We start from the raw sequence: 24,037 nt of genomic DNA on the forward strand, positions 1-24,037 counted from the left end.
TGCTCATATCAAGCAGCCCAAGGTCAAATCTTCACACAGACAAATAAGGCATTACCCGAATTTAAATCCCATGGAATAATTTTTTCATAGTCATGTTCAAAAATATGCACTTCAAAATAGGGGGCTAACAGTTCCTGTAGCTCAGCAAAACTGGTGGCAACCATGGCATGTTGATCCTGCCATAATTCTGTTTGGCGCGGGCTCTCCTCGGCATTAAACTCTACATCAGTGAACCGACTGAAAGGTTGATTACTCTTCTCAATACTGAGCGTTAGCGACTGCTTCTCACCTTGTCCGCTGTAATGCCAACCTGATTCAAAGGCGAAGTGGTTGCCCTCAAACTCGGCAAAATGCTTAATCGAGCTTGTGTTATCGATTCTGTGCTTATCAACCGTATTAAAACAAAACAGCCCACCATCATTAAGTGCGCTATGCACACTGGCGATACAGCTCTTAAGGCGTTCGATACAAGCACTGTAATGAATGGAATATAAAAAACAGGTAATCAAATCGACGCGCTCTTCTAAGTAAAAAGCCGTCATATCTTGGAGGTTAAACTGAGCTTCAGGGCAACGACGCATGGCCATGTCTAGCATAGGCTGATTAATATCAAGGCCACTGCACTGATAACCAAGGTCGATAAAATGCCGCACATGTGGACCAGTACCACAGGCTAAATCAAGATGTTGCTTACCATTATTGCCGAGGAACTGATGCAGACGATGGATACTCGCGCTCTGTTGCTGGTAGTTGATATCGGAACACATTAAATCGTAATAACCGGATAAATCGGTATAGAGCGCGTTGGAAGACATAGTAGCGAATAGGTAACAAGGGCAATTTTAGGTGGCGCATGATATATCAGTTAGCCGATATCAGAAACAAAGAATTATCCATCGAGTCTCAGCACGTGTTATCACTCTAATCGTGCAACGATATCAATCCACCTAACCATTTACTTTGGGGCGTGAAAGCTCAGCTCTTCATAGGAACTCAAATATTCGAGTTGTGGTTTGGCAAAATAATAACCTTGAAAATACTCAATCCCTATTCCAGCGAGATAATTAAGTTCGGCTTCAGTCTCAATGCCTTCAGCCAAAACTCTTGTATTAAGCTCTAAACAAATACGCAGTATTTCATCCACGGCTAACTGCTTTTCTTTGTCTAGATCGATATCTCGGATCAAGGTCATATCGAGTTTTAATACTTTTGGAAGAAGAGCTTCGAGCCAGCTTAAATCGGCAAAGCCACTGCCAAAATCATCGATTGCCGTGATAAAGCCACGCTTAGCATAGCTCTCGAAAATACGCATTAATTTTGCCCGATCGACAATTTGCTCGCCCTCAGTCATTTCAAACATGATTTTATGAATATCAAAACCATAAAGATCTGCAGCTTCAATCGTCGCGCGGATACAGGTCTCAGGGTTATATACGGCATTAGGTAAAAAGTTGATGCTGAGCATTTTATCGAGTCCCAGCTTTGAAGCGGTTTCTATCGCTTTAACACGGCAAGCCTGATCAAAATAGTATTTATTATCTTCATTAATCCGCTCAAACACCCACGCAGCACCTTCTCCATTTGGGCCTCGAACAAGGGCTTCATAACCGCTAATTTCACGACTAGGCCAATGGATAATAGGTTGAAATGCCATTCGGATTTCAAAGCCTAATGACTTACCACTTAAGCAATCCATGCAAGTTTGTTGCTTTATTCGAGCGGGAAAATCCATAAACGGCCTCCTAAACATTAACCTTACTAGTGTGAGGATAAATGCTTAAATTTGCCAGTTTTTACTGTTCATCATCCTAATAAAATCCATCACATATAGAGTGAAGAATGCTATTTCCAAAAATATAAAACGATTGTAAACGGCATAAAAAATGGATGAATCCCAATAGGAGCTTCATCCATCACCATATGCCTCTGACTGATTTACTTCAGTTTATAAATCACTTCGACTCTATCTTCGATGCTTACTTGGCCGTATTGATAGCTCTCGGCGGCGCCTATGGCATCGGCTTTGGCGCTCATGCGTAACATCACGGGTTGCACTGGACGTTGATCGTAATAACGGATCTGCCAGATCTTACCTAGGTTTTCACCAAAGCCTTTAGCCAAAGATTCGGCTTTTTGCTTAGCATCCGCTATCGCCTCTTGACGTGCTTTTGCAACATATTCAGCTTCTTTGCTCGACTTAAGGGCAATGTTATTCACCCGATTCATGCCCTCTTCTAAGGCTGAATCTAAGATAGCATTTAAGCGGCTTAAGTCTGTTACCGTCACCGTAATTTGACGACTGGCAGTATAACCCGTCAATTCTGGCGCTTTATCCTGCACATACACATATTGCGGCTGCAGATTTAAATTCGCGCTCTGGATTTGATCTTTAGCTACACCCGCAGCCGTTAAGCGAGCAATAAACTTAGCCACTGCCGCATCGGAATTATCTTTAGCGGCTTTAGCGTTTTTTTCTGTCACGGCCACTTCCACATTCACATCCGCCATATCGGGTTCGACTTGAATTTGGCTCACTCCCATGGTTTCAATATGCGGAAAATCGACCTCAGCGGCGAGCACTGCTGGCGCCATAAACGCGCTAGAAAAAAGACCACCCGCCACTAATACCGCTAAAAGAGAATTTTTCATAACTTACTCCAAAAATTTAAGATAAATAAAACTGAATATTCTCGACTATCTAAACTGACTATCTAAGCTATCACTTAAAGAGACAAATACCTGTGTCAATATGTAACCCTGCTAGAAGCTAGAACCTTGCACTGATAAACGCGCTGAAATTTAAAAAGGGTTAATTTTTCTGAAAAATGTTTAGATCTTTTTATCCCGATGAGTTTTACCACAGATCTTTGGCTTATCTTCCTATGTCCACACCCAGAATAGGCCTTTGGGTTAACTGGCATATTCAACGCCTTGGTTGTACATTTTTCAGCCAAAGCTACTGTACCTTTTAATCACTTCAGGTATAATCCGCCAACTTTTTTAAGGCAGCTTATATCTCAGCGAGAAACCATGACAGTTGAAACGTTTAAACCCAAGCAAACAACCACGCTTGATACCCCAGCAAAAACATTAGAAGCAGCAAGCACTAATGCTGTGACCACTGGGAATCGCATCGGTTTCGTGTCTTTGGGCTGCCCAAAAAACCTCGTGGATTCAGAGCGTATTCTGACTCAGTTACGCATCGACGGCTACGAAGTGACTAACAGCTACGACAATGCCGACTTAGTTATCGTCAATACCTGCGGCTTTATCGATGCTGCGGTGGAAGAATCTCTGGACGCTGTGCGTGAAGCCTTAGAAGAAAACGGCAAAGTGATCGTCACTGGCTGCCTTGGCGCCAAAGAGAACCAAATCCGCGAAGTACATCCAGATGTATTAGAAATCACTGGCCCACACAGCTATGAAGCAGTGTTAAAGCACGTTCACAAATACGTGCCTAAGCCAGAGCACAACCCTTTCACCTCGTTAATCCCACAAACTGGGGTTAAGTTAACGCCTAAGCATTACGCTTATTTAAAGATTTCAGAAGGTTGCGACAACCGTTGTACTTTCTGCATTATTCCTTCACTACGTGGCGATCTCGACAGCCGCCCAGCGGGCAGCATCCTAGATGAAGCTAAGCGTTTAGTGGAATCAGGCGTACAAGAAATTTTAGTCGTCAGCCAAGACACCTCGGCATACGGCAAAGACAAAGGCGGTCGTACCGATTTTTGGGACGGCATGCCAGTCAAGCAAGACATTACTAGCCTAGCGCGCCAACTGGGTAAAATGGGCGCTTGGGTGCGTCTGCATTACATCTATCCCTACCCATGGGTTGACGATTTGATCCCGCTAATGGCCGAAGGTTTAATCCTGCCGTATTTGGATATTCCAATGCAGCATGCAAGCCCACGTATCCTGAAGATGATGAAGCGTCCAGGCCGTGTTGACCGTCAGTTAGAAGCGATTCAACGCTGGCGTGAAATCTGCCCAGATCTAGTGATCCGCTCGACCTTCATCGTCGGCTTCCCTGGTGAAACCGAAGAGGATTTCCAAATCCTGCTCGATTTCTTAAAAGAAGCTCGTCTCGACCGCGTAGGTTGCTTTAAGTATTCTGAAGTGGATGGCGCTGTCGCCAACACCATAGCTGAGCTTATCAGCGAAGAAGTGAAAGAAGACAGATACCACAGATTTATGGAACTCCAAGCCGAGATCAGCGCCGAGCGTTTAGCCCGTTTCGTTGGCCGTACTTTAGATATTCTGATTGACGATGTAGACGAAGAAGGCGCCATTGGCCGCAGCTTCGCCGATGCACCTGAAATCGACGGCATGGTGTTTATCAATGGTGAAACTGAGCTTGAGCCAGGTATGTTAGTTCGTGCCCGCATCACCCATTCAGATGAGCATGATCTATGGGCTGAAGTGGTAGATGCTGACACCCAAGATTAAGCTAGATTCTAGATTCTAGATTCTAGATTCTAGATTCTAGATTCTAGATTCTAGCAGCTGCGCTCTTTGCAGCGTCCTAGCAGGGCGAAGCCCGCCCTGCTTTCTACCTTCACTAGACATCTGGCCCCAACATCTTATTGGCATCGACCCACAGCTCGAACTCTTCTGCTGTCACAAACTCAAGTTCTAATGCCGCTTGGCGCAGTGTCTTATGCTCGCTATGGGCTTTTTTGGCTATCTTAGCGGCCTTTTCATAACCGATATGTTGATTTAGCGCCGTGACTAACATAAGTGAATTTTCCACATGCAGCGCGATTTGTGGCTCATTCGCCACTATGCCGACTACGCAATGGTCATTAAACGACTGACAAGTGTCCCCCAATAAGCGCCCCGATTGCAGCACATTGGCGATAATCATCGGCTTAAACACATTGAGCTCAAACTGACCATTGCTGCCGCCAATCCCAACGGCGACATCATTACCCATGATTTGCGCGCACACCATGGTCATGGCCTCGACCTGAGTCGGGTTCACTTTTCCCGGCATAATGGACGAACCCGGTTCATTTTCAGGCAGTAATAACTCACCAATACCGCAACGCGGGCCCGAACCTAACATCCTAATATCATTTGCGATCTTCATTAAACTGACCGCCGCCACTTTATAGGCCGCCGACAGGGCGACTAACTCATCGTGGGCAGCAAGAGATGCAAACTTATTCGGCGCCGTCACAAAGGGCAAACCCGTGAGTTTTGCGATATTGCCCGCCACCTTAACGGCATAATCTTTGTGTGTATTCAGCCCTGTGCCGACGGCGGTCGCACCTAAAGCTAACTCGGCCACCCGCTTGAGACTGTGCTCAATGCCTTCGATGGCATGACTTAACTGCGCGGCGTAACCCGAAAACTCTTGGCCTAAAGTTAACGGTGTTGCATCCATAAAATGTGTGCGACCGATTTTGACTAGGTGCGCAAACTCCTCGGCCTTCTTCTGTAAGCTCTGCTGCAAGCATTTCATGTTAGGTAAAACGAGTTCCACTGCTTGGCGATAGGCAGCGATATGCATGGCGGTGGGAAAAGTATCGTTAGAGGATTGCGAGCGATTAACATCGTCATTGGGATGCAAACACTTGACTGCATCACTTAGTTGCCCACCCGAGAGCACATGGCCGCGATAGGCAATCACCTCATTGACGTTCATATTGGTTTGCGTGCCCGAACCCGTTTGCCAAATCACTAAAGGAAATTGCGCATCGAGTTCACCTGCAATCAGCTCATCGCACACTTGGGCAATCAGTTGAGCTTTATCTTGGTGCAAGATGCCAAGCTGTTGATTGGTAATGGCGGCAGCTTTCTTTAAATAGCCAAAAGCGTGGATCACTTCGACAGGCATAGATGCCTCAGCACCAATACGAAAGTGCTGCTGCGAACGCTCGGTTTGTGCGCCCCAATAACAATCGGCGGGGACTTTCACCTCACCCATAGTGTCGTGTTCAACTCGATATTGCTGTGCCATGTGCATCTCCTTCGCTAAAACCCTCTAAGCGTTCACCATACTCGCTCAGGGCGAAAGTACAATTAACCTCCAACAAGGAGTATCAACAAGAAGGATGATTTAAGCGTAAAGATTGGCGTAAGGACAGATGGAAGAGCATGAATAGACTGGATTAACGAGCACTAAAACAACAAACTAAAACAGCGAACTGAGGCCGTAAAAAAGCAGATTAACAAAAGCGCAGACCTAAAAAGTCGAAAGGGGCATCGCCCTTATGCTGATGCCCCTTTCGGTTTGCTGCTTTACGGTCATATGACCCTTTGCCCTTTTTCGCTTTCTCGGTGCGGGTCCTAAACAAGGGACTCGTCACTAAGGCTTTGAGTGCATTATCGGTAATGGTGCCTCGACCACTTTCGTGTTCTAAAGTTATATTTTGCGGTTTTTGCTTAGTCATTTTATTCCTCACTGCTTAATGAAAGTTAAGCCCATGGCCTAACGGCGCAAACTATAGCGCAATCTAATCAGATGTACAGAGTTTGTGCTATCTACCCTAAAAAATGGCTTTTACCCACCTGAAAGTATGATAGATTACCTCAACAAAAATAACACATTAGCCCAACAAAGCATAAACAGTCACCGTTGAATTTAGCCACCATGTTTTGGCAAATAGATTACTAATGTAATCGCTAGATAAGGAGATCAATTTGAAATCCGGATCCATATACAAAATAGGACTTACCGCTTTTTGCTTATTTATTGCCCTACAACCGATATTAAGCTATGCCTTTTCCAGCGCCGAATCCTGCGTACTCACTATGGGATATCGCACCAGCGAACGCCTTCCCTTTATTGAAGGAGAACCCAGTAATAACGGGCTATATCAGGATATCTACCAAGCTGCCGCAGAAAAAATAGGTTGCAAGCTTAATATTGTTCGTGCGCCTAAATTACGTATTTTACGGGATATAAAACTTGGCAATATCGACTTTTACCCCGGCCTTAATTTTACTGAAGAACGTGCAGAATATGCGCTTTTTATCCCTAATGGTCTGTCGGAACGTGCCATAGGCATTAGTCGTGCGGGAGCCGCAGATATTCGCTCTAAAGAGCAGTTATCCCAAAGCGGCCTAACCCTCTTAATTGCTCCAGGCAGTTATGATTTTGGTGGTTTAGCAAACAATATGCAGGTACGTAAGCCTCCAGAGCTAGATGTATCGAGAGCACTGGATTATTTATTATCAAATCATGGGGATATATTTATCTATGATCAAGCCACTATCAGCTACTACTTGCGAAATCGTGATAAAACTCGGTTTAAACTGCACTATACCTGCTGTGAAATCCCACAAGAAATGTATTTAGGTTTCTCAAAAAACAGTCAATATTTTCGCAGCGAACCCAATCCCCACTATCGCAGCGATAAACCGCTAAGCCCTGATAACAGCCCCATATTGTTATCACCTCAGTCTAAAGCCTATGAATTTGCCAAAGCACTGGCAGCTATGGACTCGGGTGGAGAAATAGAGCAAATTTACTTCCACTACTTTGGCTAATAGTTCAAGACAGACCTCTATACCCAAACAAGCTATTTGCATATCTAGGTAAAATGATAAGTGGGGCCTACTTTACTTAAGTCTTTATTTTATAAGGTATGCGACAATATGCCGCACCTACCACAATGAGATAATCTTTATAATGCAGCGCAATTATCCAAGTGAATGGAAGACAATAAAATGGCTGCAAATTCTGCGTATTTATCTCACGCCTTTAACACCTCAATACTCTATTCATCCCTTGCGATTGCGCTAGGAATTGCCCCTATAACACAGGCAATGGCAGATGATAGCGAAGTCGCTAATATTGAACATATCCAAGTCCATGGTCAGCAAAGTGAGCCCCGAAACATCCTAGGCTCAGCAGAAAATAGACTTAAAGAACAAGGTGTTGATTTTTCTGAAGCGGGCGGCGTATCGGCCCTACCTATCCTCAATGGCATGATGGGCGATCGCATCAAAGTGCTGGTCGATGGCGCAGACATTACCGCCTCCTGCGCTAACCAAATGAATCCACCGCTGTCCTATATCTCCGCCAATCAAATCACCACGGCCGAAGTCATTGCGGGCGTATCGCCAGTCAGTGCCGGTGGCGACAATATTGCGGGTGTGATCAAGGTTAGCAGCCTTAACCCTAAATTTGGTGAAAGCGAGGCTATCAAGTGGAATAGTGGCGATATTTCAACTGGATACCGTAGTGTAAGTGACACTTTATTACTCGGCACCAACGCCACAGTCGCCAGCAAAAATGTCAGTCTTAGCTATGAAGGCGCCTATGAAGATGCCAACAGCTATAAAGATGGCAATGGCGATAAAGTCATCGATACCCTGTACCGCGCACAAAACCATGCACTGACCGCCGCATGGCGCGATGAGACTCAAGAAGTTGCCATCAAATTGACCCACCAAAATATTCCATTCCAAGGTTTTGCTAACCAATACATGGATATGACGGATAACAAGAGTTACGGTGCCCTCGCCCGTTATCAACTTAAACTCGACGATGACGGTGAATTCAGTGCCCAAGTAAACTGGCACGGCGTGAAACACGAGATGGGCTTTTTCACCCCAGAAAAAACCGGCAAGATGCCAATGAACACTGAAGGTGATGACTACAGCTATCAACTACACTGGCGCTTGCCAATGGGTGATGACAGCACCTTACTGGTCGGCCAAGAATACTATAGCTACCAGCTCGACGATGTTTGGCCTGCGGTGCCTGGCACTATGATGGCGCCCAATGACTACATCAACATCAACGATGGTGAACGCCGCCGCGCCGCCGTTTATGGCGAATGGCAGCAAGATTTAAGTCAAAGCTGGTGGTTATCGGCGGGCGTTCGCTTTGAGTATGTCACCACCAATACAGGTGAAGTCCAAGCCTATAGCAACATGCCTATGATGGGCATGCCCAATGTCGACGCCGAAGCGGCAAAAGCCTTTAATGCGATGGACAGAAAACGTGATGATAATCTGATCGATGCCACCTTACTGGCGCGCTATCAATTATCGACCAATCAACAACTGGAATTTGGACTCGCCCGTAAAAATCGTGCTCCAAACCTTTATGAGCGTTATAGCTGGGGCCGCGGCACTATGGCGACCACTATGATAGGTTGGTATGGTGATGGTAATGGTTATGTGGGTAATCCGGATCTTAAACCAGAAACCGCCCATACCTTAAGCGCTGCCTACAAATATAACGGTGATAGCTGGCAAGTCTCGACCACGGCTTGGTACACAGCTGTGACTGACTATGTCGATGCCGAAGTCATTGGTAGCTTCAATCGCACTAGCTCACCTGATGGCAAACGCAATATTCTCCAATTTACTAACCTCGATGCCAATCTCTATGGCGCACGTTTTAATGCGCTCTATCAGTTTGCCGAAACCAGCACAGGTAAGTGGCAAGTGTTAGGCAAAGTGAATGTCACCCGTGGCGAGCGAGATAACGGCAATGAGCCTTTATATCAAATCAAGCCGCTACAAACGGAACTGGCACTGCAACATCAGTTAGGTGACTGGGAAAACAGTCTTTCATGGCAATGGGTTGCGACCAAAGATCACGTCGATGACCGCCGCCTTGAAAATGAAACTGACAGCTACTCCTTGCTCAATTTGAACAGCAGCATGAAATGGCAGGATCTGACTGTTACCTTCGCCGTGAATAATCTGTTCGACAGCTACTATGAGCTGCCACTGGGCGGCGTGAGTGTGGCTGAATTTAAGGCCGATAATACCAATGGCTTTAATCAGGTGGCTGGCGCGGGACGCTCATTTGAACTCAGCGCAAGCTATGCGTTTTAACCTTAGCGGTTCATTAGACGAATAGCCGTAATCAGCGCGTTATACAAAAAGGGCAAGCAGATTAAATAGTTAATCGCTTGCCCTTTGTTATTTTAATTCAGTAACTTAAATATGGATATTAAAACCTAAAGCACTCAGTGCCCAACTCACTGCGCACAGATGCGCATCTGTGCGCATTAGTTACCTGCAATCTTCATTTCAGATAACAAGATACCGCCGGTACGAATCGATGAGCGCAAATCAAAATCCTTACTCACGGCTTGTACGCCACGGAACATCTCTTTCAAGTTGCCCGCGATAGTGATCTCTTCCACTGGATATTGGATCTCGCCGTTTTCAACATAGAAGCCCGCCGCACCACGGGAATAATCCCCCGTGACCATGTTCACGCCTTGGCCCATGACTTCGGTCACAATCAAACCTGTGCCCATGTCTTTAACTAGTTGGTCGAAAGTTTGGCCCGTGTGGCCGAGCGTCCAATTGTAGATACCGCCCGCATGACCCGTGTTCGGCAAACCTAATTTTCGCGCCGAGTAGCTAGTCAACAAATAGGTTTCTAACATGCCGCGGTCGATAATGCGTCTGTCTTGGGTCGCCACACCTTCGCTATCGTAGTTCGCACTCGCCAATGCGCCCAGTAAATGCGGCTGCTCTTCGATACTGAACCAATCGGGGAAGATTTGTGTGTGGATTGCATCCAATAAGAAGCTGGATTTACGGTATAAACTGCCGCCACTGATGGCACCAATTAAGTGACCAATTAAGCCAGTTGCTATCTCAGGAGCCAATAAAATAGGTAAACGTGTCGTGGCAATCTTGCGCGCACCTAAACGGCTCACCGTCTTCTCGGCGGTCTTTAACCCTACGGTTTCTGGCGCAAGCATCTCACTGAATTTACGGGCGATAGTGTAATCGTAATCCCGTTGCATATTGCCTTCGCTATCTTCACCGATCACGCTGCAACTCAAACTATACCGTGAGCTGCAATAACCGTTTAAAAAGCCATGGCTGTTGCCATACACTTTAACCGCGGTGTGCGCATTGGCACTAGCGCCATCAGAATTATTGATACGAGGATCGGCATCGAGTGCCGCAGTTTCGGCGCGGATGGCAAGCTTCGCTAATTCCTCGGGGGAAATATCTTCAGGATAATAGAGCTTAAGATCGCGGATCTGATTTGCCATCAAGGCTTTATCGGCAAGGCCACTGAAGGGATCGGGAGAAGTATAACGGGCGATATCGTCGGCCGCTTTCACCGCTAAGGCAATGGCCTCAGGGCTTAAATCCGACGTTGATGAACTGCCCTTGCAACCATCGCGGTAAACCGTAATTCCTAAGGCACCATCTTTATTAAATTCAACGGTTTCAACTTCTTTTAAACGGGTAGAAACCGACAATCCCTGTTGTTTGCTGATCGCCACTTCGGCCGCGTTCGTTCCTAGTTTGTTGGCATATTCGAGTGCCACGGCAACCGCATCTTTCAGCGCGCCCAATTCACTATCAATTCTGTTCAAAGACACAAAGCTACTCTTTCGTTGTCGGCAATGGCGCTAGCATAACAAACACAAAACCCATTCACATTAATTATTAACGTCATATCAGTAGCAAAATGAGACTGATGACCCGCACTATAAGCACATTCACCTAGGCGATTTTTGGCTGGAGATGTTATTATTAGCAAGATTTTTACTTGAGGTTTTATCTATATGAAGATAGTTGGTGATTCAGAGCATTTTAAACAGCCCTACGACATTGATGAAGATTATGTCAGCAGCAAAACATCGGACAAGCGTGATAGCGAAGCCGTGCAAAAAGTCGGTATGGAGCTTGTTTCACTGAGCAAGACTCAGCTAGATAAAATCGAGCTGGATGAGTTTTTGTACGACGCTATCCTGCAAACACGCAAAATCAAGGTCAATACTGAGGCGTATCGTCGCCACATGCAGTATATCGGCAAATTGATGCGCAATTTTGATATTGAACCGATCAAAGCTGCTCTCGCTGTTGTGTTAAACAAAAACAACAACGAAACCGCTAAACTGCAGATGTTTGAGAAAATGCGTGAGCGTTTGTTAACCCAAGGTGACGATGAAATTCAAACCTTAGTCGAGCACTATCCGCAATTAGACAGACAAAAACTGCGTACTTTGGTGCGTCAAGCGACTAAAGAGCTGGCTAAAAGTCCAGAATCAAAATCATCTAAAGAGCTGTTTAAATATCTACGCAGCGAAATCCAAGACTAATTAACTTCAGCCTCACAAGGATGTTGCTTATGCGACTCAGCAAAATGTTAGCGGTATTTTCTTGGGTGTTACTGGGCGCATTAGCGCTCAGTGGTTGTAATGGCGCCACTGATGAAGATAATGGCAGCACAGATGCCACTGACGGTATCTATAAACTGTCTATCGACTTTAAAACCTTATCGGGTTCTGAATGCGGCAGTTTGACGTCACTCCAACGTTTCCCTAAAGACACAGAGTTTTGCGCAGTCGCGAAGTTAAAGAAAGGCTCAGCCGCAGTCAGTAATCAGAAAGTCGACTTTACGACTGACCTTGGTGTATTAACGCCCAGCAGCAAGCTAACCGACAATAACGGTGAAGCCATTATTATCGTGAGTAATCCAGATTTACTCATCAATGCTGGAACAATTTCGGCAACAACCATCCCAAAAGATTCCACAACAGCACTCACCGCTAGCCGCAATTTTGAGTTTTTAAGCACGGGCGATAATACCTCTCCGACCACCCCTAAACTCAGCGCCAGTATTTTAAGCAGTTCGGCCTTAGTCACTCGCTTTAAAGTCGATGAGGCGGTGAAACTGCAAGCCATATTGTTAGACAGCGAAAGTAAGGGTATCGAAGGCGCTAAAGTGACCTTTACTGCAGGTTCGGCAACGCTCAATCCAGCCAGTGCGCTAACCAACAATCAAGGTATTGCGCAGGTGACCTACACGCCAAGTGGCAGTGAATTAGGGGCAAACGCCTTAACGGTCACTGTGGATTATCAAGGTCAATCGCTGCAAACCAGTAGCCTGTATGAAGTGTTGAGTAAAGATGCCGTCAACCAAGAAGGCACGCTAAAACTCGGCTCATTCAATGGCACAGTGTTTACCGAAGGCAAATTAGCAAGCACCTTAACGGCCGATGCCAAGGGCGTATATAAGATCAGCGCAGGTGGCAGCTTTGGCGTAAGCGCAAGTTTAGTCTTAGAGGCCAATGACGGCACAATTACGCGAGTACAAACACCGGCTTCCATCAGCTTTAGTTCAGATTGCACCACAAACAATAGTGCAACTCTCGATACCCCAGTTACGACTTTATCGGGTAATGCCAGTTCGACCTTCCAAGACACAAGTTGCAGCGGCAATAGCGAGCGTAACGATCAGATCATCGCCACCACAGTTGCGGGCAATCAAACCTTAACGGCTAGCCTACCTTTTACCCTACAACGCCAAACGCTGGCTAGCTTAAGTTTTGAATCGGCGGAACCCACTCAAATTCGTATTAAAGGTGCGGGCGGTACGGGTTCAAGCGAATCCTCTTTAGTCAGCTTTAAAGTCACCAGCGCCAATGGTCAACCCGCAGCGCAGCAAGAGGTCAGCTTTACCTTAGATACGGTTGTCGGTGGTTTAAGTTTTGCCAATGGCACTGCGAATGCGCAAAGCCTGACTAACTCCCAAGGTATCGCCAGTGTACGGGTATTATCCGGTACCGTCCCCACGCCAGTGCGCGTAGTCGCTACTGCGGTTGATACTGATACTAAAGAAGTCATCACTAGCCAATCTGAACAATTAACCGTGAATACGGGTCTGCCACAACAGCTTGGATTTAGTTTAGCGACCAGTAATGCCAACCCTGAAGCGGGTAATATTGATGGTGAGAAAGTCACAGTGACAGCAAGACTGTCTGATAGTTTTGGCAACCCTGCGCCCAATGACACAACAGTCAACTTCACCAGTGAAGGCGGCCAAATAGAGCCAAGCTGCTTAACTCAAAATGGTGTCTGCAGTGTGACTTGGACATCAAGCGATCCAAGACCTCAAGATCATCGTATAACGGTTTTAGCCTACGCGTTAGGCCACGAGACCTTTTTCGATACCAATGGCAACAACCAATTTGATTCTGCCGATGGCAGCGCAATCGCAAAGGCCTGTTTAATGAATGGTGTGGCTGTGGCTTGTAGCGGTAATGGCTTAGATGTTGAAACCTTCCATAGCTCAGGCTTTAGCGATCTGCCGACAGCCTTTCGCGATGATAACGAAAACTTTGCCTATGACAGTGGTGAACGCTATTTCGATAACCTCGCCAGCAGCACCTACAAAGGTGCCGATGGAAAGTTTAACGGCCCTCAATGTCAAGGCGCACTCTGTGGTACAGGCCAAGCTAATAAGACTTACGTTCGCAAAGCGGTTGTGATGATAATGTCAGGCTCAAAAGCCTATTTCTCCCTATGGCAAGATGATGTCAAAGTATATGAAGATCGCCAAGGTCAAAATATTCTCAATAATCTTGACGCGTTAACTGCAATCCCTGCCGGGAAAACGGCTAAATTTACCGTAAAATTCTACGATAGTGCCGATCAAATTATGCCCTCGAGCACAACGCTTAATATCGGTGCGGATAAAGGGGAATTACTATCAACAACCTATACTGTCCCTAAAACGAATAATGCTAATGCTGGTATGACGGACTTTTTCCTCAAGAATACTGGAACCGCTAGCAGCCAAGTGGTACTAACAGTGAATACACCAAGTGGTGTTGAAACCTTGCTTAAGTTCAATATATTGCTGCAATAGTCGGTAATGTATCCGTAAAACACAGACCCGCCAATGCGGGTCTTTTTTTAGATCCAGATGACCTATCATTGGGGCTAAGAAAAAACACGCAAGAGGTGTATCCTCTGGCTTTTCCTCTTGCTTTCCAATGCCTTCTGTAAACTCTCTGCTACTCTTGTTTATCCTCTTGATCTCCCACGCTCGCTTTAGCTGGACTCATCAGCCTCAAGGTAAAGAACGTCATGGCACTGAGCACCAGCGCAATTTCGAGGCGGCCAGTGGCGACCGATATTCCGATAGCTCCCGTTAACCATAGACTTGCAGCTGTTGCAGTACCTGAAACAAAGCCTTCACCTTTCACCGCATTTTTAAGAATGGCACCGCCACCAATAAACCCTATCCCTGTGATGATACCTTGCATCACACGGGCTTCTGCATCCGTTGAACTCAGTACCTCAATACCAACCAGCATATATCCGCATGCGGCAACCGCGACCAGCGGAAAGGTGCGTAAGCCCGCCGTACGTTCACGCTTTTCACGGTCCCAACCGATCGGCAGGGCCAGAATAAAGGCAAACAATAAATCGCGTACATGCAGTGCGGCAACACTCAATTCAAGATCAGGTATTAGGTTCATAGGCCTTTTTACAGAGTTTAAAAGTGAATCTAAAAATCCTAGTCAAGCTCTGCTTATCGACCTTTAGCTGCGACAAAACAGGCGTTCCACAACCAGTCTGAAGGATACAAATCACAGCGTCGGTGCGTTGTCGAACTGAACAAAAAAACGGCATACGGTGATGCAGATACAGTCTAGTGGATGGTTCGCTATCGAACAGACACAGCCCATCAACTCAATAAGAATCGATAAAGGTTGGCGGTTTGAGCGGTATCTCTATTGTCAACATTCCCCACCTCACCGGAGAACAATTATGGCTATGAACAAAAAACCAGACCCGTCATCACGAGTGCAAAGCAAAGATGACTCATCCGTCGCCGCAACAGAGGGTCAGGAGTCTGTGCTTAAAACGAATGACATAGTTGCAAAGCAAGCTCGCGATAGCGATACCTTGGTCGCAGCTATGCCCTACAACATTAATAAGGCATTCGACTATGGTCATGATAACGCTATGGCACCTGTACCTGGAGTGACTGTGGAGTTGCCCTCTATTGCATTAACGGCAAGCACGGCAACTGAGGATATCGAAACGGCTAAAACCGGTAGCGCTGTGCGACCTGGGATTAACCCTATGGTCGACTCGCTCAATCGGGTTCGAGTCGATGCAAGCGCTCAGCCTTTGACCACCAATCAAGGGGTTCGCATTGGTGATAATCAAAATAGCCTGAAAGCTGGATTACGTGGGCCATCCTTGCTTGAAGATTTCATCCTGCGGGAAAAAATTACCCATTTCGATCACGAACGTATCCCAGAACGAATCGTTCATGCTCGCGGTTCAGGAGCTCATGGCTACTTCAAAGCCTATGACGCACTGGGCAAATACACTCGCGCAGCACCTTTTGCCGAGCAAGGCAAAATCACCCCTGTGTTCGTACGTTTTTCTACGGTAGCTGGCGAGCGTGGTTCAAAAGACACGGCGCGTGATGTGCGTGGCTTTGCGGTGAAGTTTTATACCGACGAGGGTAACTGGGATCTGGTTGGAAATAACATGCCAGTATTCTTTATTCAGGATGCGATGAAGTTCCCCGATCTAGTACACGCAGTTAAACCAGAGCCACACCACGGCATGCCTCAGGCGGCATCGGCCCATGATACGTTTTGGGACTTTGTTTCACTGATGCCAGAGTCCACCCATATGCTGATGTGGGTGATGTCGGACCGCGCTATACCGCGCAGTTATCGCATGATGCAAGGCTTTGGCGTGCATACCTTCCGTTTAGTGAACGAAGAGGGGCAATCCGTATTTTGTAAATTCCACTGGAAGCCGCTGCAAGGCACGCATTCATTGCTGTGGGATGAGGCGGTGAAAATATCGGGCGCCGATCCTGATTTCCACCGACGTGATTTATGGGAAGCCATAGAGTCGGGCGAGTTTCCAGAATGGGAGCTCGGGTTACAAATTTTCAGCGAGGAACAGGCCGATGGTTTCAGCTTCGATGTACTCGATTCAACTAAGCTGATCCCAGAGGAACTGGTGCCAGTACTGCCTGTTGGGCGTATGGTGCTCAATCGCAATCCTGATAACTTCTTTGCCGAAACCGAACAGGTTGCGTTCTGCACTGCACATGTTATTCCGGGCATAGACTTCTCTAATGACCCACTGCTGGCGGGTCGTATCCACTCCTATGTGGACACGCAAATTACCCGCTTAGGTGGCGCTAATTTTCACGAAATCCCGATCAATGCACCACTAGCCCCGGTTCAAAATAACCAACGCGACGGCATTCATCGTCAGGCGATCCATCGCGGCCGTGTTGCCTACGAGCCAAATTCACTGGCGGGTGGTTGTCCATTTCAAGCTGGAAGCAGCGGATTTGTATCGTTTCCAGAAAGAATTAGCGAAGACAAAATCAGGGGTAAGCCGGAAAAATTTGCCGAGCACTATCTACAAGCCACTTTGTTTTTCAACAGTCAAACGGCTGTCGAAAAAGCCCATATTGTCGATGCATTTCGCTTCGAGCTCAGCAAAGTTGCAGTCCCTGCCATACGCAATCGGATGCTGTCCTCGTTGGTGAATGTCTCCCCTGAACTTGCAGTTGAAGTTGCAGCAGGCCTAGGAATGGTTGTTCCAGATGCAATGCCCAAGGCCATCGCTGAGCCGCAGTCACCTGAAGTAACAGTCTCTACCGCCTTGTCGCTGATGGCATTACCGGGCGAATGCGGTATCCGTACACGTCATATTGCCGTGTTAATCGAGGACGGTGTTCACCATGCATCCTTGGTTAGCCTTCATGCGGCGTTAGTAGACGCTGGAGCTGTCGTTCATTTTGTTGGGCCGCGAATAGGGAGTTTTGTGGGTGCCTCAGGCGAGAAAATAGAAGCGGATAAATCGATGGAGAATTCTCCGGCTGTGCTGTTTGATGCCTTGGTCCTACCCGATGGAAACGAGGCGGTTCAAGCTCTCGCAGGCTATAGCCACACAATCCCATTTATAAAAGAGTTGTACCTACACGGCAAAACAATCCTCGCTTTAGGTGACGGACGGGAACTGCTGGATTTGGCCAACATTGGATTCCGCATGGAAGAAGACAAGGGGATCCTGCTAGTAGACAGCAGCAATATGGCTGAAATTGTGCCGGTATTTATTGATGCGGTCGCATCTCATCGCCACCCTTCTCGCTATTCAATAATCCAATAACGCTGTAACCACATGAAGCAGTCCGATTATCGCTCACGACCAACCACTGCTTAAAAAATGCCACTAAAAAGGATAAAGCTATGAACAAGAAACCTTATATCAAAAAACAGCTACACGAGTTGCTGTATCAGGCTATCGAAACAGAGCGCGGTGGCATAAAAATCTACGAAACGGCCCTGTCATGCGCGTTAAACAAAGATTTAAAAACTGAATGGCAAGAATACCTTGAGCAAACCCGCATCCACGAGCAGGTACTTATGGATGTTTTTGGTGAGCTAGGGTTGGATCCTGACACTAAGACACCTGGTCGTGAAGTCGTGGCTCATATAGGGAATTCACTGGTCAAAGCGATGCAAATAGCAAAGACACGAGGCAGTACTGCCGCAGCGCAACTGGTCGCTGGCGAGTGCGTGGTTCTGGCAGAAACAAAAGATCATCAGAACTGGGAGCTGATTGGACATCTGGCAGAACACGGTGAAGGTGAGGAAACCAATGCACTAAGGACTGCGTTTGAATTGGTGGCGCAGGATGAGCACCATCATCTCTATCACACCAAGGGATTCCTACGCGAGCTATGGATCGAATCGCTGGGTTTACCCGCCGTCCTACCGCCGCCTGAGGAAATTAAAAAAGTGGAAACCGCCATTGGCGCCGCGCGGGCAATAAACCTACGCGATGACATGTTGAAGTCTAAAAGCTAATAGATATGTATGTCGGCATCAAATAGTGGAGTGACGCCAACAAGGAAGTCTGTGCAGTTATAACCGCACTGTTTTTCAGTTCCAACAACAATGCCAACACTGTGGATAACCTTACTACCTTATTTTTATAAATACAAAATGGAGAGACACATGTCAGAAGTTAACCTCGGTATGGAACCGATGAGAGATCGCCGCGTTCCAGCAAACAGCATTAACACCCCATACGGATCTAGCGCCGTCTCATGGGCAGCCATCTTTGCAGGAGCGGCAGGCGCCGCAGCGCTGTCACTGTTATTAATGCTCTTAGGCACTGGGCTGGGTTTCTCTGCTATATCGCCGTGGAGCATGGAGGGCATCAGTGCAGCAACCTTTGGTGTTGCAGCAATCGCATGGCTGAGTTTCACTCAACTCGCTGCATCAGGCATGGGCGGTTATCTAGCCGGACGACTACGCACCAAATGGACAGATGTACATACGGATGAAGTGTACTTTCGCGATACCGCTCACGGTTTTCTGACATGGGCTGTCGCATCACTGCTAACCGTTGTGGTACTGACGTCGGTCGTGGGTAGCATTGGCAGTGGCGTCCGTGCTAGTGCTGACGTTGTCGGTAAAGCCGCAAGTGCCGCAGGAACTGCAGTGGGTTCGGCGGCAACGCTAGCCACAGGTGAAGCTGGCAATGGCAACCATTCCATCGGCTATTTTGTTGATTCACTGTTCCGTGATGACTCTAACGGCCCCCGTAAAAGAACAACACCGCAGGTAAACAAACCGGCCCAAGAAATCCCAGCAGAAAGAATGACACCTCAGGTCAATGAACAAATGCCAGAAGTCCAAACTGAAGCTACAGCCCCCCAAGTAAACGCATTGGCAAACGAGCAACCCCCTGAAATCTTGCCAATTCCAGTCCGTGAAGTCTCACGGATACTCGCACAGGCACTGCAAACAGGTACGTTGTCACCAGAGGACGAACGCTATATAGGTCAACTCATTACACAACGCACCGATCTGACTCAGCAGGAAGCTGAGCAGCGAGTGTCACAAGGGTTTGAGAAAGTGCAAACCACGCTGAAAAATGCGGAAACTACGGCTCGCCAAGCCGCAGATGAAGCACGTAAAGCATCCGCCTATGCTGCACTTTGGATGGCTGTAGCACTATTGTTGGGCGCATTCGTCGCCAGTGTGATGGCTATTTTCGGTGGCCGTCAACGCGATGCTTAATTCGCACACTGTTTATTCAATTTAAAGGAGGTTGTTATGCGTTCAGTATTACTTTGGTTTATCGGGATCCCAATTCCGATCATTATCTTAATCGCGCTGTTCTTTTAGAACATGTGACTCCCTTTACCAGTATGCGGAGTACTATCTGGTAAAGGGTTTTTATCGTCTAACTTAGGTGAATTGCCATGTATTGAACTCAACTAATTTTGTAGCTCTACTGCACGGCGTAAACGGAAACTCCGTAAAGCCAAATACATCGCTCCCACTGCCGCCCAAATGAGCCCCAGCTCTAATGATTGTGGTTCTAAGTTCACCCAAAGTACACCAATAGTACCCGCGCCACACAATGGCAAGACTAAGTATTGTAAGTGATCTCTAAGTGATTGATTACGCTGCTCCCTCACATAAAACTGCACAATGACAGATAAATTCACGAAGGTAAAAGCGACTAAAGCACCAAAATTAACTAAGGCTAGCGCCATTTCTAAGTCAAATGAGACGGCAGATAGCGCAAGTGCGCCCACCAACAGAACATTAAATGCTGGGGTGCGCCACTTAGGGTGGATATAAGCAAACCCTTTACGTGGCAGCATATTATCCCGCCCCATAACATATAAAATCCGTGCAACGCCTGCATGGGCTGCCATACCCGAGGCTAATACCGCAACCGTGGTTGCCACTAATACGATGGACTGGAATAGATTACCGCCAACGTAGAGTGCAATTTCAGGCAATACCGCATCAAGCTGTTGAAAGCGTGAGATATCCGGGAAATAAAGCTGCAAGAAATAGGATACACCAACAAAAATCACGCCACCGATCAAGGCTGTCAACACAATCGCGCGAGGAATAACACGTTGAGCATCCTTAGTTTCTTCGGTCAGCGAACTTAATCCATCAAAGCCGAGGAAGGAGAAACACAGAATCGTCGCCCCCGTGAATAATGGCGCCATCGCCATATTATCTGCATAAAATGGTCGTACGCTCGCAATCACACCCTCGCCTTCACCGAGGGAAATGCTATAGCCCATTAGACCAATAAACACCACAATAATGGCCAGCTGTGCAAACACTATCACCCCATTAAAGTTAGCGACCAGATCTATCCCCTTAAGATTAAGTAAGGTCATTATGGTCACAAGAGCGAAAATAAAGATCCAAGGTTCAACATTGGGGAACATGGCAGTTAAATAGATTTTTGCCAGTAACATATTGATCATCGGCATAAACATATAATCCAGCAGCGATGACCAGCCCACCATAAAACCGACGTTCGGACTAAAGGTTTTTTGAGCATAAGTGTAGGCTGAACCCGCATAAGGATATTTACGCACTAAGTGGCCATAACTGAACGCGGTAAATAAGATCCCAGCGAGCGCAAAAAGATAGGATGTAGCAACATGACCTGAGGTTATCTCGGAAACAATACCAAAGGTGTCAAAAACGGCCATCGGCGTGAGATAGGCAAGCCCCATTACCACCACTTGCCATAAGTTGAGGGTCTGCTTCAAACCCGGATTTTGCTGACTCATCAGCACACCCCCATTCTATAGGGATGAACACTTAACCATACATCTGCAATTGGTTTTTGCTTGTGAGTCACCATCAACACCTTAGGTTGAATAGCTAACGCAACTACTTGATTTACAGCAACGACCGAAAATTCGGTACACAACAACCTCATTGGTTTGTCCTCAGTAAAATAGGTTCAGCCGAACCTCATATCATTTCCGGATGTTTACCGGCCTCAATTGGTGTTAAACGCATATTCATAAATGAAAAATAACCGAGCCACTGAGTAGCTCGGTTATTTTTTCGGCGCGCATTCTCCCCCAAAACCAACCAGAAGACAACCCAATAAAAATATTAAGTGATCCGCAATCTGTGATGGTTTAGCGAAAAACGACAGAATCTAAGTATAAGACTTGATAACCGCTCACGATCCTCAATCTGCTTTAGTCAGAACCAATGTTTCCCTTTGTCGACACATTAGAAGAATCACCAGCAGCATTGCGCAACAAGGTTTGTAATTGTTGTAGCTCGAGTCTGATGGCTTTCAACTCCTCGTGCATTTGTCTTTGTTCCTGCTCTAAGATTTGTTTGTCTTGTTCACGCTCTAATGCATGCTCTTCGTCGCTGAAGGTTTGCATGGTATTGACGATAATCGCAATAAACAAATTTAGCATTGTGAAAGTCGCTACCAGAATAAATGGTACGAAAAATACCCAAGCATAAGGGTACACTTCCATCACTGGCCGCGAAATTCCCATAGACCAGCTTTCAAGCGTCATTATTTGAAATAGGGTATAAAATGAGTCAGCAATAGTGCCAAACCATTCAGGGAATGCATCGCCAAAAATTTTGGTAGCAATCACCGCAAACACATAATAAATCAACAGTAATACCGTGGCGATCGATGCCAATCCAGGAAGTGATCCCAACAGCGCAGACACCACCCGTTTCATTGATGGCACAATTGTTAACACTCTCAGCACCCGCAATACCCTGAGCGAACGCAGGACAGCCAATGGCCCAGATGCAGGGATCAGTGCTATCACTATCACGGTAAAATCGAACACACTCCAAGGGTCTTTAAAAAATTTCCCCCTGTAGGCATAAATCCGCAGCAATAACTCCACCACAAATACACTCAGCAGCACCTTATCAAGACTCATCAACAAAGTACCGTATTGCGCCATCAGGCTGGCTGAGGTCTCCATACCTAACTGCACCGCGTTGATTAAAATCAATGTCAAAATAAAATGACCAAACCAGTTTTGCTCAACCAAGCTAATCACTCGTGCCTGCAAACCCGTTGGCACGTCAAGTAAAGATGTACTCATGTCGACTCCTACAATCACAATAGCGGCGATTGTAGCGATTGTACTTTCAGATGCCCAGTTCTTTGCGGTGGGCTATACCAATCGTATTAAATGACAACAGGGGTAAACGCAGCGGATTGACTAAGATTCGAATGATATGAGTAACAAATTTTTGGTGGGGGCAAAGCGGCATTGTGCCCTAGCAAACTATTCACACTCGCCAATAAATAGAAATAGCGAATATTGCTAAACCTAGGGGTTATCAATTAACAACAACTTCGCTCTTCGCTTGATCCCTACAATTGCTAGGCCGAAAAAGACCGCAAATAAGCCCCATAGTTGTAGCCATTTTGGGGTTACACTCGCCCAACTCGCCCCCATTTGATTGAGTTCGAGCATGCCCATAATCGCAGGCACGGCAGGAATAAACTGCGAGCCTAACACCAGCGGTTCGGGGATCAATGCTATCGGCCAAACAAAACCTGATACGAATAGGATGGGCATAGAAATAAGCAGTAGCACTTGTGTTGGTAAATCGCGGCGAGTGAACAGTGTGCTCATCGCAACCCCTGCTGCGGCGGTAGCCAGTAAAAACGGCAATAACCATAGCGCAACTAAGCCAAGGCTCGCTTGAATACTGACGTTATACCAGTGATAACAATAGCCCACATAAAAGCTGGTAAAAAATATATAAATCAACATAAAAGCAAGTATACGGCCACAGACTAATTGCACTGGCGACATCTGTTGCCAATACCCTTTATGCCGCCATTGCCCAGCCCCTAAAATACCCGTACCAATCAATAAGGTTTGATGCAGGATCAGCAAAAACAATCCGGGGACCACATAGGGCGTATAACCTAAACTTGGGTTAAAAGCAGGAACGCTATTTAGATGGAGCGATTGTAGACTTTCTTGAGCCTGCTTAGGATTTTGCCCTTGGGCAAGCATGCCAATCAATTGTACTTGTTTACCCGCATCCATTCCCGCACTGACTAAACCTTCGACAACGGCGGAGTAAATCAAAAAGTAACTGGCGTCACCACCATAACTTAGCGTGACGCCTTTACCGAGCAATAAATCGCGGCGAAATCCTTCGGGGATGACCAATAAACCATGGGCGTTACCTATTTCAATAAAGCGCTTCGCCTCGGTTATCGAGCCGACTTGACCTATGACTTGAATTTTTGCGCTGGCATCGGCATGGCGGATCAACTGACGGCTTAAGGAAGAATGGTCTAAGTCCACCACGATCAATTGTTGCTCGGTCGGCACTTGGTTTAGATAGGGTAAAGGATAGAGCACCGAATAAAACAATACGCCGCCAAATAAAGTCACGGCTATCGCTTTATCGCTAATAATGGCTTTAAGTTCAGTGAATACCAGCCGCCATATATTCAT

General features: G+C 46.6%; 18 protein-coding genes. 8 read left to right on the top strand and 10 right to left on the bottom strand.

The window, feature by feature from the left end; all coding sequences use genetic code 11:
• Nucleotides 1-23: 23 nt before the first annotated feature.
• From SPUTW3181_RS18510 to SPUTW3181_RS18520, 3 genes are all read right to left on the bottom strand, one after another.
• Complete coding sequence (locus SPUTW3181_RS18510) at nt 24-815, bottom strand: class I SAM-dependent DNA methyltransferase (RefSeq protein ID WP_011790810.1); 792 nt, start codon at nt 813-815, stop codon at nt 24-26.
• Between the two features lie 140 nt (nt 816-955).
• Nucleotides 956-1,732, bottom strand: a complete 777-nt coding sequence (locus SPUTW3181_RS18515; protein WP_011790811.1) for an EAL domain-containing protein — start codon at nt 1,730-1,732, stop codon at nt 956-958.
• A gap of 203 nt (nt 1,733-1,935) precedes the next feature.
• Nucleotides 1,936-2,649 carry an oxidative stress defense protein gene (locus SPUTW3181_RS18520; RefSeq protein ID WP_011790812.1) on the bottom strand — a complete coding sequence of 238 codons (714 nt, stop codon included), beginning with the start codon at nt 2,647-2,649 and terminating at the stop codon, nt 1,936-1,938.
• Between the two features lie 381 nt (nt 2,650-3,030).
• Here SPUTW3181_RS18520 and rimO point away from each other — a divergent pair, with 381 nt between their 5' ends.
• Nucleotides 3,031-4,449 (top strand): 30S ribosomal protein S12 methylthiotransferase RimO, encoded by a 1,419-nt coding sequence (gene rimO / locus SPUTW3181_RS18525; RefSeq protein WP_011790813.1) that lies wholly within the window; start codon nt 3,031-3,033, stop codon nt 4,447-4,449.
• A 112-nt stretch (nt 4,450-4,561) separates the two neighbouring features.
• Here rimO and fumC read toward each other — a convergent pair whose 3' ends face one another.
• Together fumC and SPUTW3181_RS18535 are read right to left on the bottom strand one after the other, a co-directional pair.
• A complete protein-coding gene (gene fumC / locus SPUTW3181_RS18530) occupies nt 4,562-5,965 on the bottom strand; it encodes a class II fumarate hydratase (protein WP_011790814.1) in 1,404 nt (467 codons plus the stop codon).
• A 208-nt stretch (nt 5,966-6,173) separates the two neighbouring features.
• On the bottom strand, nt 6,174-6,398 hold the full coding sequence (locus SPUTW3181_RS18535) for a ribosome alternative rescue factor ArfA (protein WP_011790815.1): 225 nt from the start codon (nt 6,396-6,398) through the stop codon (nt 6,174-6,176).
• A 250-nt stretch (nt 6,399-6,648) separates the two neighbouring features.
• Here SPUTW3181_RS18535 and SPUTW3181_RS18540 point away from each other — a divergent pair, with 250 nt between their 5' ends.
• Together SPUTW3181_RS18540 and SPUTW3181_RS18545 are read left to right on the top strand one after the other, a co-directional pair.
• Entirely contained in the window at nt 6,649-7,497 is an 849-nt protein-coding gene (locus SPUTW3181_RS18540) for a substrate-binding periplasmic protein (RefSeq protein WP_011790816.1), read from the top strand.
• A 180-nt stretch (nt 7,498-7,677) separates the two neighbouring features.
• Complete coding sequence (locus tag SPUTW3181_RS18545) at nt 7,678-9,804, top strand: TonB-dependent receptor (RefSeq protein WP_083758276.1); 2,127 nt, start codon at nt 7,678-7,680, stop codon at nt 9,802-9,804.
• A gap of 176 nt (nt 9,805-9,980) precedes the next feature.
• Here the strand turns inward: SPUTW3181_RS18545 and pmbA are convergent, their stop codons facing one another.
• Complete coding sequence (gene pmbA / locus SPUTW3181_RS18550; RefSeq protein WP_011790818.1) at nt 9,981-11,324, bottom strand: metalloprotease PmbA; 1,344 nt, start codon at nt 11,322-11,324, stop codon at nt 9,981-9,983.
• 186 nt (nt 11,325-11,510) lie between these two features.
• On the opposite strand from pmbA, the gene yjgA reads away from it, so the two are divergent.
• Together yjgA and SPUTW3181_RS18560 are read left to right on the top strand one after the other, a co-directional pair.
• Complete coding sequence (gene yjgA, locus SPUTW3181_RS18555) at nt 11,511-12,047, top strand: ribosome biogenesis factor YjgA (RefSeq protein WP_011790819.1); 537 nt, start codon at nt 11,511-11,513, stop codon at nt 12,045-12,047.
• 29 nt (nt 12,048-12,076) lie between these two features.
• Complete coding sequence (locus tag SPUTW3181_RS18560) at nt 12,077-14,599, top strand: Ig-like domain-containing protein (RefSeq protein WP_011790820.1); 2,523 nt, start codon at nt 12,077-12,079, stop codon at nt 14,597-14,599.
• A gap of 148 nt (nt 14,600-14,747) precedes the next feature.
• Here SPUTW3181_RS18560 and SPUTW3181_RS18565 read toward each other — a convergent pair whose 3' ends face one another.
• The gene (locus SPUTW3181_RS18565) at nt 14,748-15,215 is read right to left on the bottom strand and encodes an MgtC/SapB family protein (protein WP_011790821.1); all 468 of its coding nucleotides are present in this window, start codon (nt 15,213-15,215) and stop codon (nt 14,748-14,750) included.
• Nucleotides 15,216-15,507: 292 nt separating this feature from the next.
• On the opposite strand from SPUTW3181_RS18565, the gene SPUTW3181_RS18570 reads away from it, so the two are divergent.
• From SPUTW3181_RS18570 to SPUTW3181_RS18580, 3 genes are all read left to right on the top strand, one after another.
• Nucleotides 15,508-17,892 carry a catalase gene (locus SPUTW3181_RS18570; RefSeq protein ID WP_011790822.1) on the top strand — a complete coding sequence of 795 codons (2,385 nt, stop codon included), beginning with the start codon at nt 15,508-15,510 and terminating at the stop codon, nt 17,890-17,892.
• 80 nt (nt 17,893-17,972) lie between these two features.
• A complete protein-coding gene (locus SPUTW3181_RS18575) occupies nt 17,973-18,593 on the top strand; it encodes a hypothetical protein (RefSeq protein WP_011790823.1) in 621 nt (206 codons plus the stop codon).
• Between the two features lie 150 nt (nt 18,594-18,743).
• A complete protein-coding gene (locus tag SPUTW3181_RS18580; RefSeq protein ID WP_011790824.1) occupies nt 18,744-19,814 on the top strand; it encodes a hypothetical protein in 1,071 nt (356 codons plus the stop codon).
• Nucleotides 19,815-20,014: 200 nt separating this feature from the next.
• On the opposite strand, the gene SPUTW3181_RS18585 is transcribed toward SPUTW3181_RS18580, so the two are convergent.
• The 3 genes from SPUTW3181_RS18585 to SPUTW3181_RS18595 all read right to left on the bottom strand — a co-directional run bounded on the left by SPUTW3181_RS18585 (nt 20,015) and on the right by SPUTW3181_RS18595 (nt 24,037).
• Entirely contained in the window at nt 20,015-21,346 is a 1,332-nt protein-coding gene (locus SPUTW3181_RS18585; RefSeq protein ID WP_011790825.1) for an APC family permease, read from the bottom strand.
• Between the two features lie 423 nt (nt 21,347-21,769).
• Nucleotides 21,770-22,657: an ion transporter gene (locus SPUTW3181_RS18590; RefSeq protein WP_011790826.1), complete on the bottom strand. Its 888-nt coding sequence runs from the start codon at nt 22,655-22,657 to the stop codon at nt 21,770-21,772.
• A gap of 231 nt (nt 22,658-22,888) precedes the next feature.
• Entirely contained in the window at nt 22,889-24,037 is a 1,149-nt protein-coding gene (locus SPUTW3181_RS18595; RefSeq protein WP_011790827.1) for an ABC transporter permease, read from the bottom strand.

The sequence above is a fragment of the Shewanella sp. W3-18-1 genome (genome assembly GCF_000015185.1).
In the GTDB taxonomy this organism is placed as follows: Bacteria; Pseudomonadota; Gammaproteobacteria; order Enterobacterales; family Shewanellaceae; genus Shewanella; species Shewanella putrefaciens.

What these genes read in the sequence shown, in the direction of transcription:
- SPUTW3181_RS18510 (WP_011790810.1), bottom strand. Translation starts at nt 815, where the DNA reads ATGTCTTCCAACGCGCTCTATACCGATTTATCCGGTTATTACGATTTA.
- SPUTW3181_RS18515 (WP_011790811.1), bottom strand. Translation starts at nt 1,732, where the DNA reads ATGGATTTTCCCGCTCGAATAAAGCAACAAACTTGCATGGATTGCTTA.
- SPUTW3181_RS18520 (WP_011790812.1), bottom strand. Translation starts at nt 2,649, where the DNA reads ATGAAAAATTCTCTTTTAGCGGTATTAGTGGCGGGTGGTCTTTTTTCT.
- rimO (WP_011790813.1), top strand. Translation starts at nt 3,031, where the DNA reads ATGACAGTTGAAACGTTTAAACCCAAGCAAACAACCACGCTTGATACC.
- fumC (WP_011790814.1), bottom strand. Translation starts at nt 5,965, where the DNA reads ATGGCACAGCAATATCGAGTTGAACACGACACTATGGGTGAGGTGAAA.
- SPUTW3181_RS18535 (WP_011790815.1), bottom strand. Translation starts at nt 6,398, where the DNA reads ATGACTAAGCAAAAACCGCAAAATATAACTTTAGAACACGAAAGTGGT.
- SPUTW3181_RS18545 (WP_083758276.1), top strand. Translation starts at nt 7,678, where the DNA reads ATGGCTGCAAATTCTGCGTATTTATCTCACGCCTTTAACACCTCAATA.
- yjgA (WP_011790819.1), top strand. Translation starts at nt 11,511, where the DNA reads ATGAAGATAGTTGGTGATTCAGAGCATTTTAAACAGCCCTACGACATT.
- SPUTW3181_RS18560 (WP_011790820.1), top strand. Translation starts at nt 12,077, where the DNA reads ATGCGACTCAGCAAAATGTTAGCGGTATTTTCTTGGGTGTTACTGGGC.
- SPUTW3181_RS18565 (WP_011790821.1), bottom strand. Translation starts at nt 15,215, where the DNA reads ATGAACCTAATACCTGATCTTGAATTGAGTGTTGCCGCACTGCATGTA.
- SPUTW3181_RS18570 (WP_011790822.1), top strand. Translation starts at nt 15,508, where the DNA reads ATGGCTATGAACAAAAAACCAGACCCGTCATCACGAGTGCAAAGCAAA.
- SPUTW3181_RS18575 (WP_011790823.1), top strand. Translation starts at nt 17,973, where the DNA reads ATGAACAAGAAACCTTATATCAAAAAACAGCTACACGAGTTGCTGTAT.
- SPUTW3181_RS18580 (WP_011790824.1), top strand. Translation starts at nt 18,744, where the DNA reads ATGTCAGAAGTTAACCTCGGTATGGAACCGATGAGAGATCGCCGCGTT.
- SPUTW3181_RS18585 (WP_011790825.1), bottom strand. Translation starts at nt 21,346, where the DNA reads ATGAGTCAGCAAAATCCGGGTTTGAAGCAGACCCTCAACTTATGGCAA.
- SPUTW3181_RS18590 (WP_011790826.1), bottom strand. Translation starts at nt 22,657, where the DNA reads ATGAGTACATCTTTACTTGACGTGCCAACGGGTTTGCAGGCACGAGTG.
- SPUTW3181_RS18595 (WP_011790827.1), bottom strand. Translation starts at nt 24,037, where the DNA reads ATGAATATATGGCGGCTGGTATTCACTGAACTTAAAGCCATTATTAGC.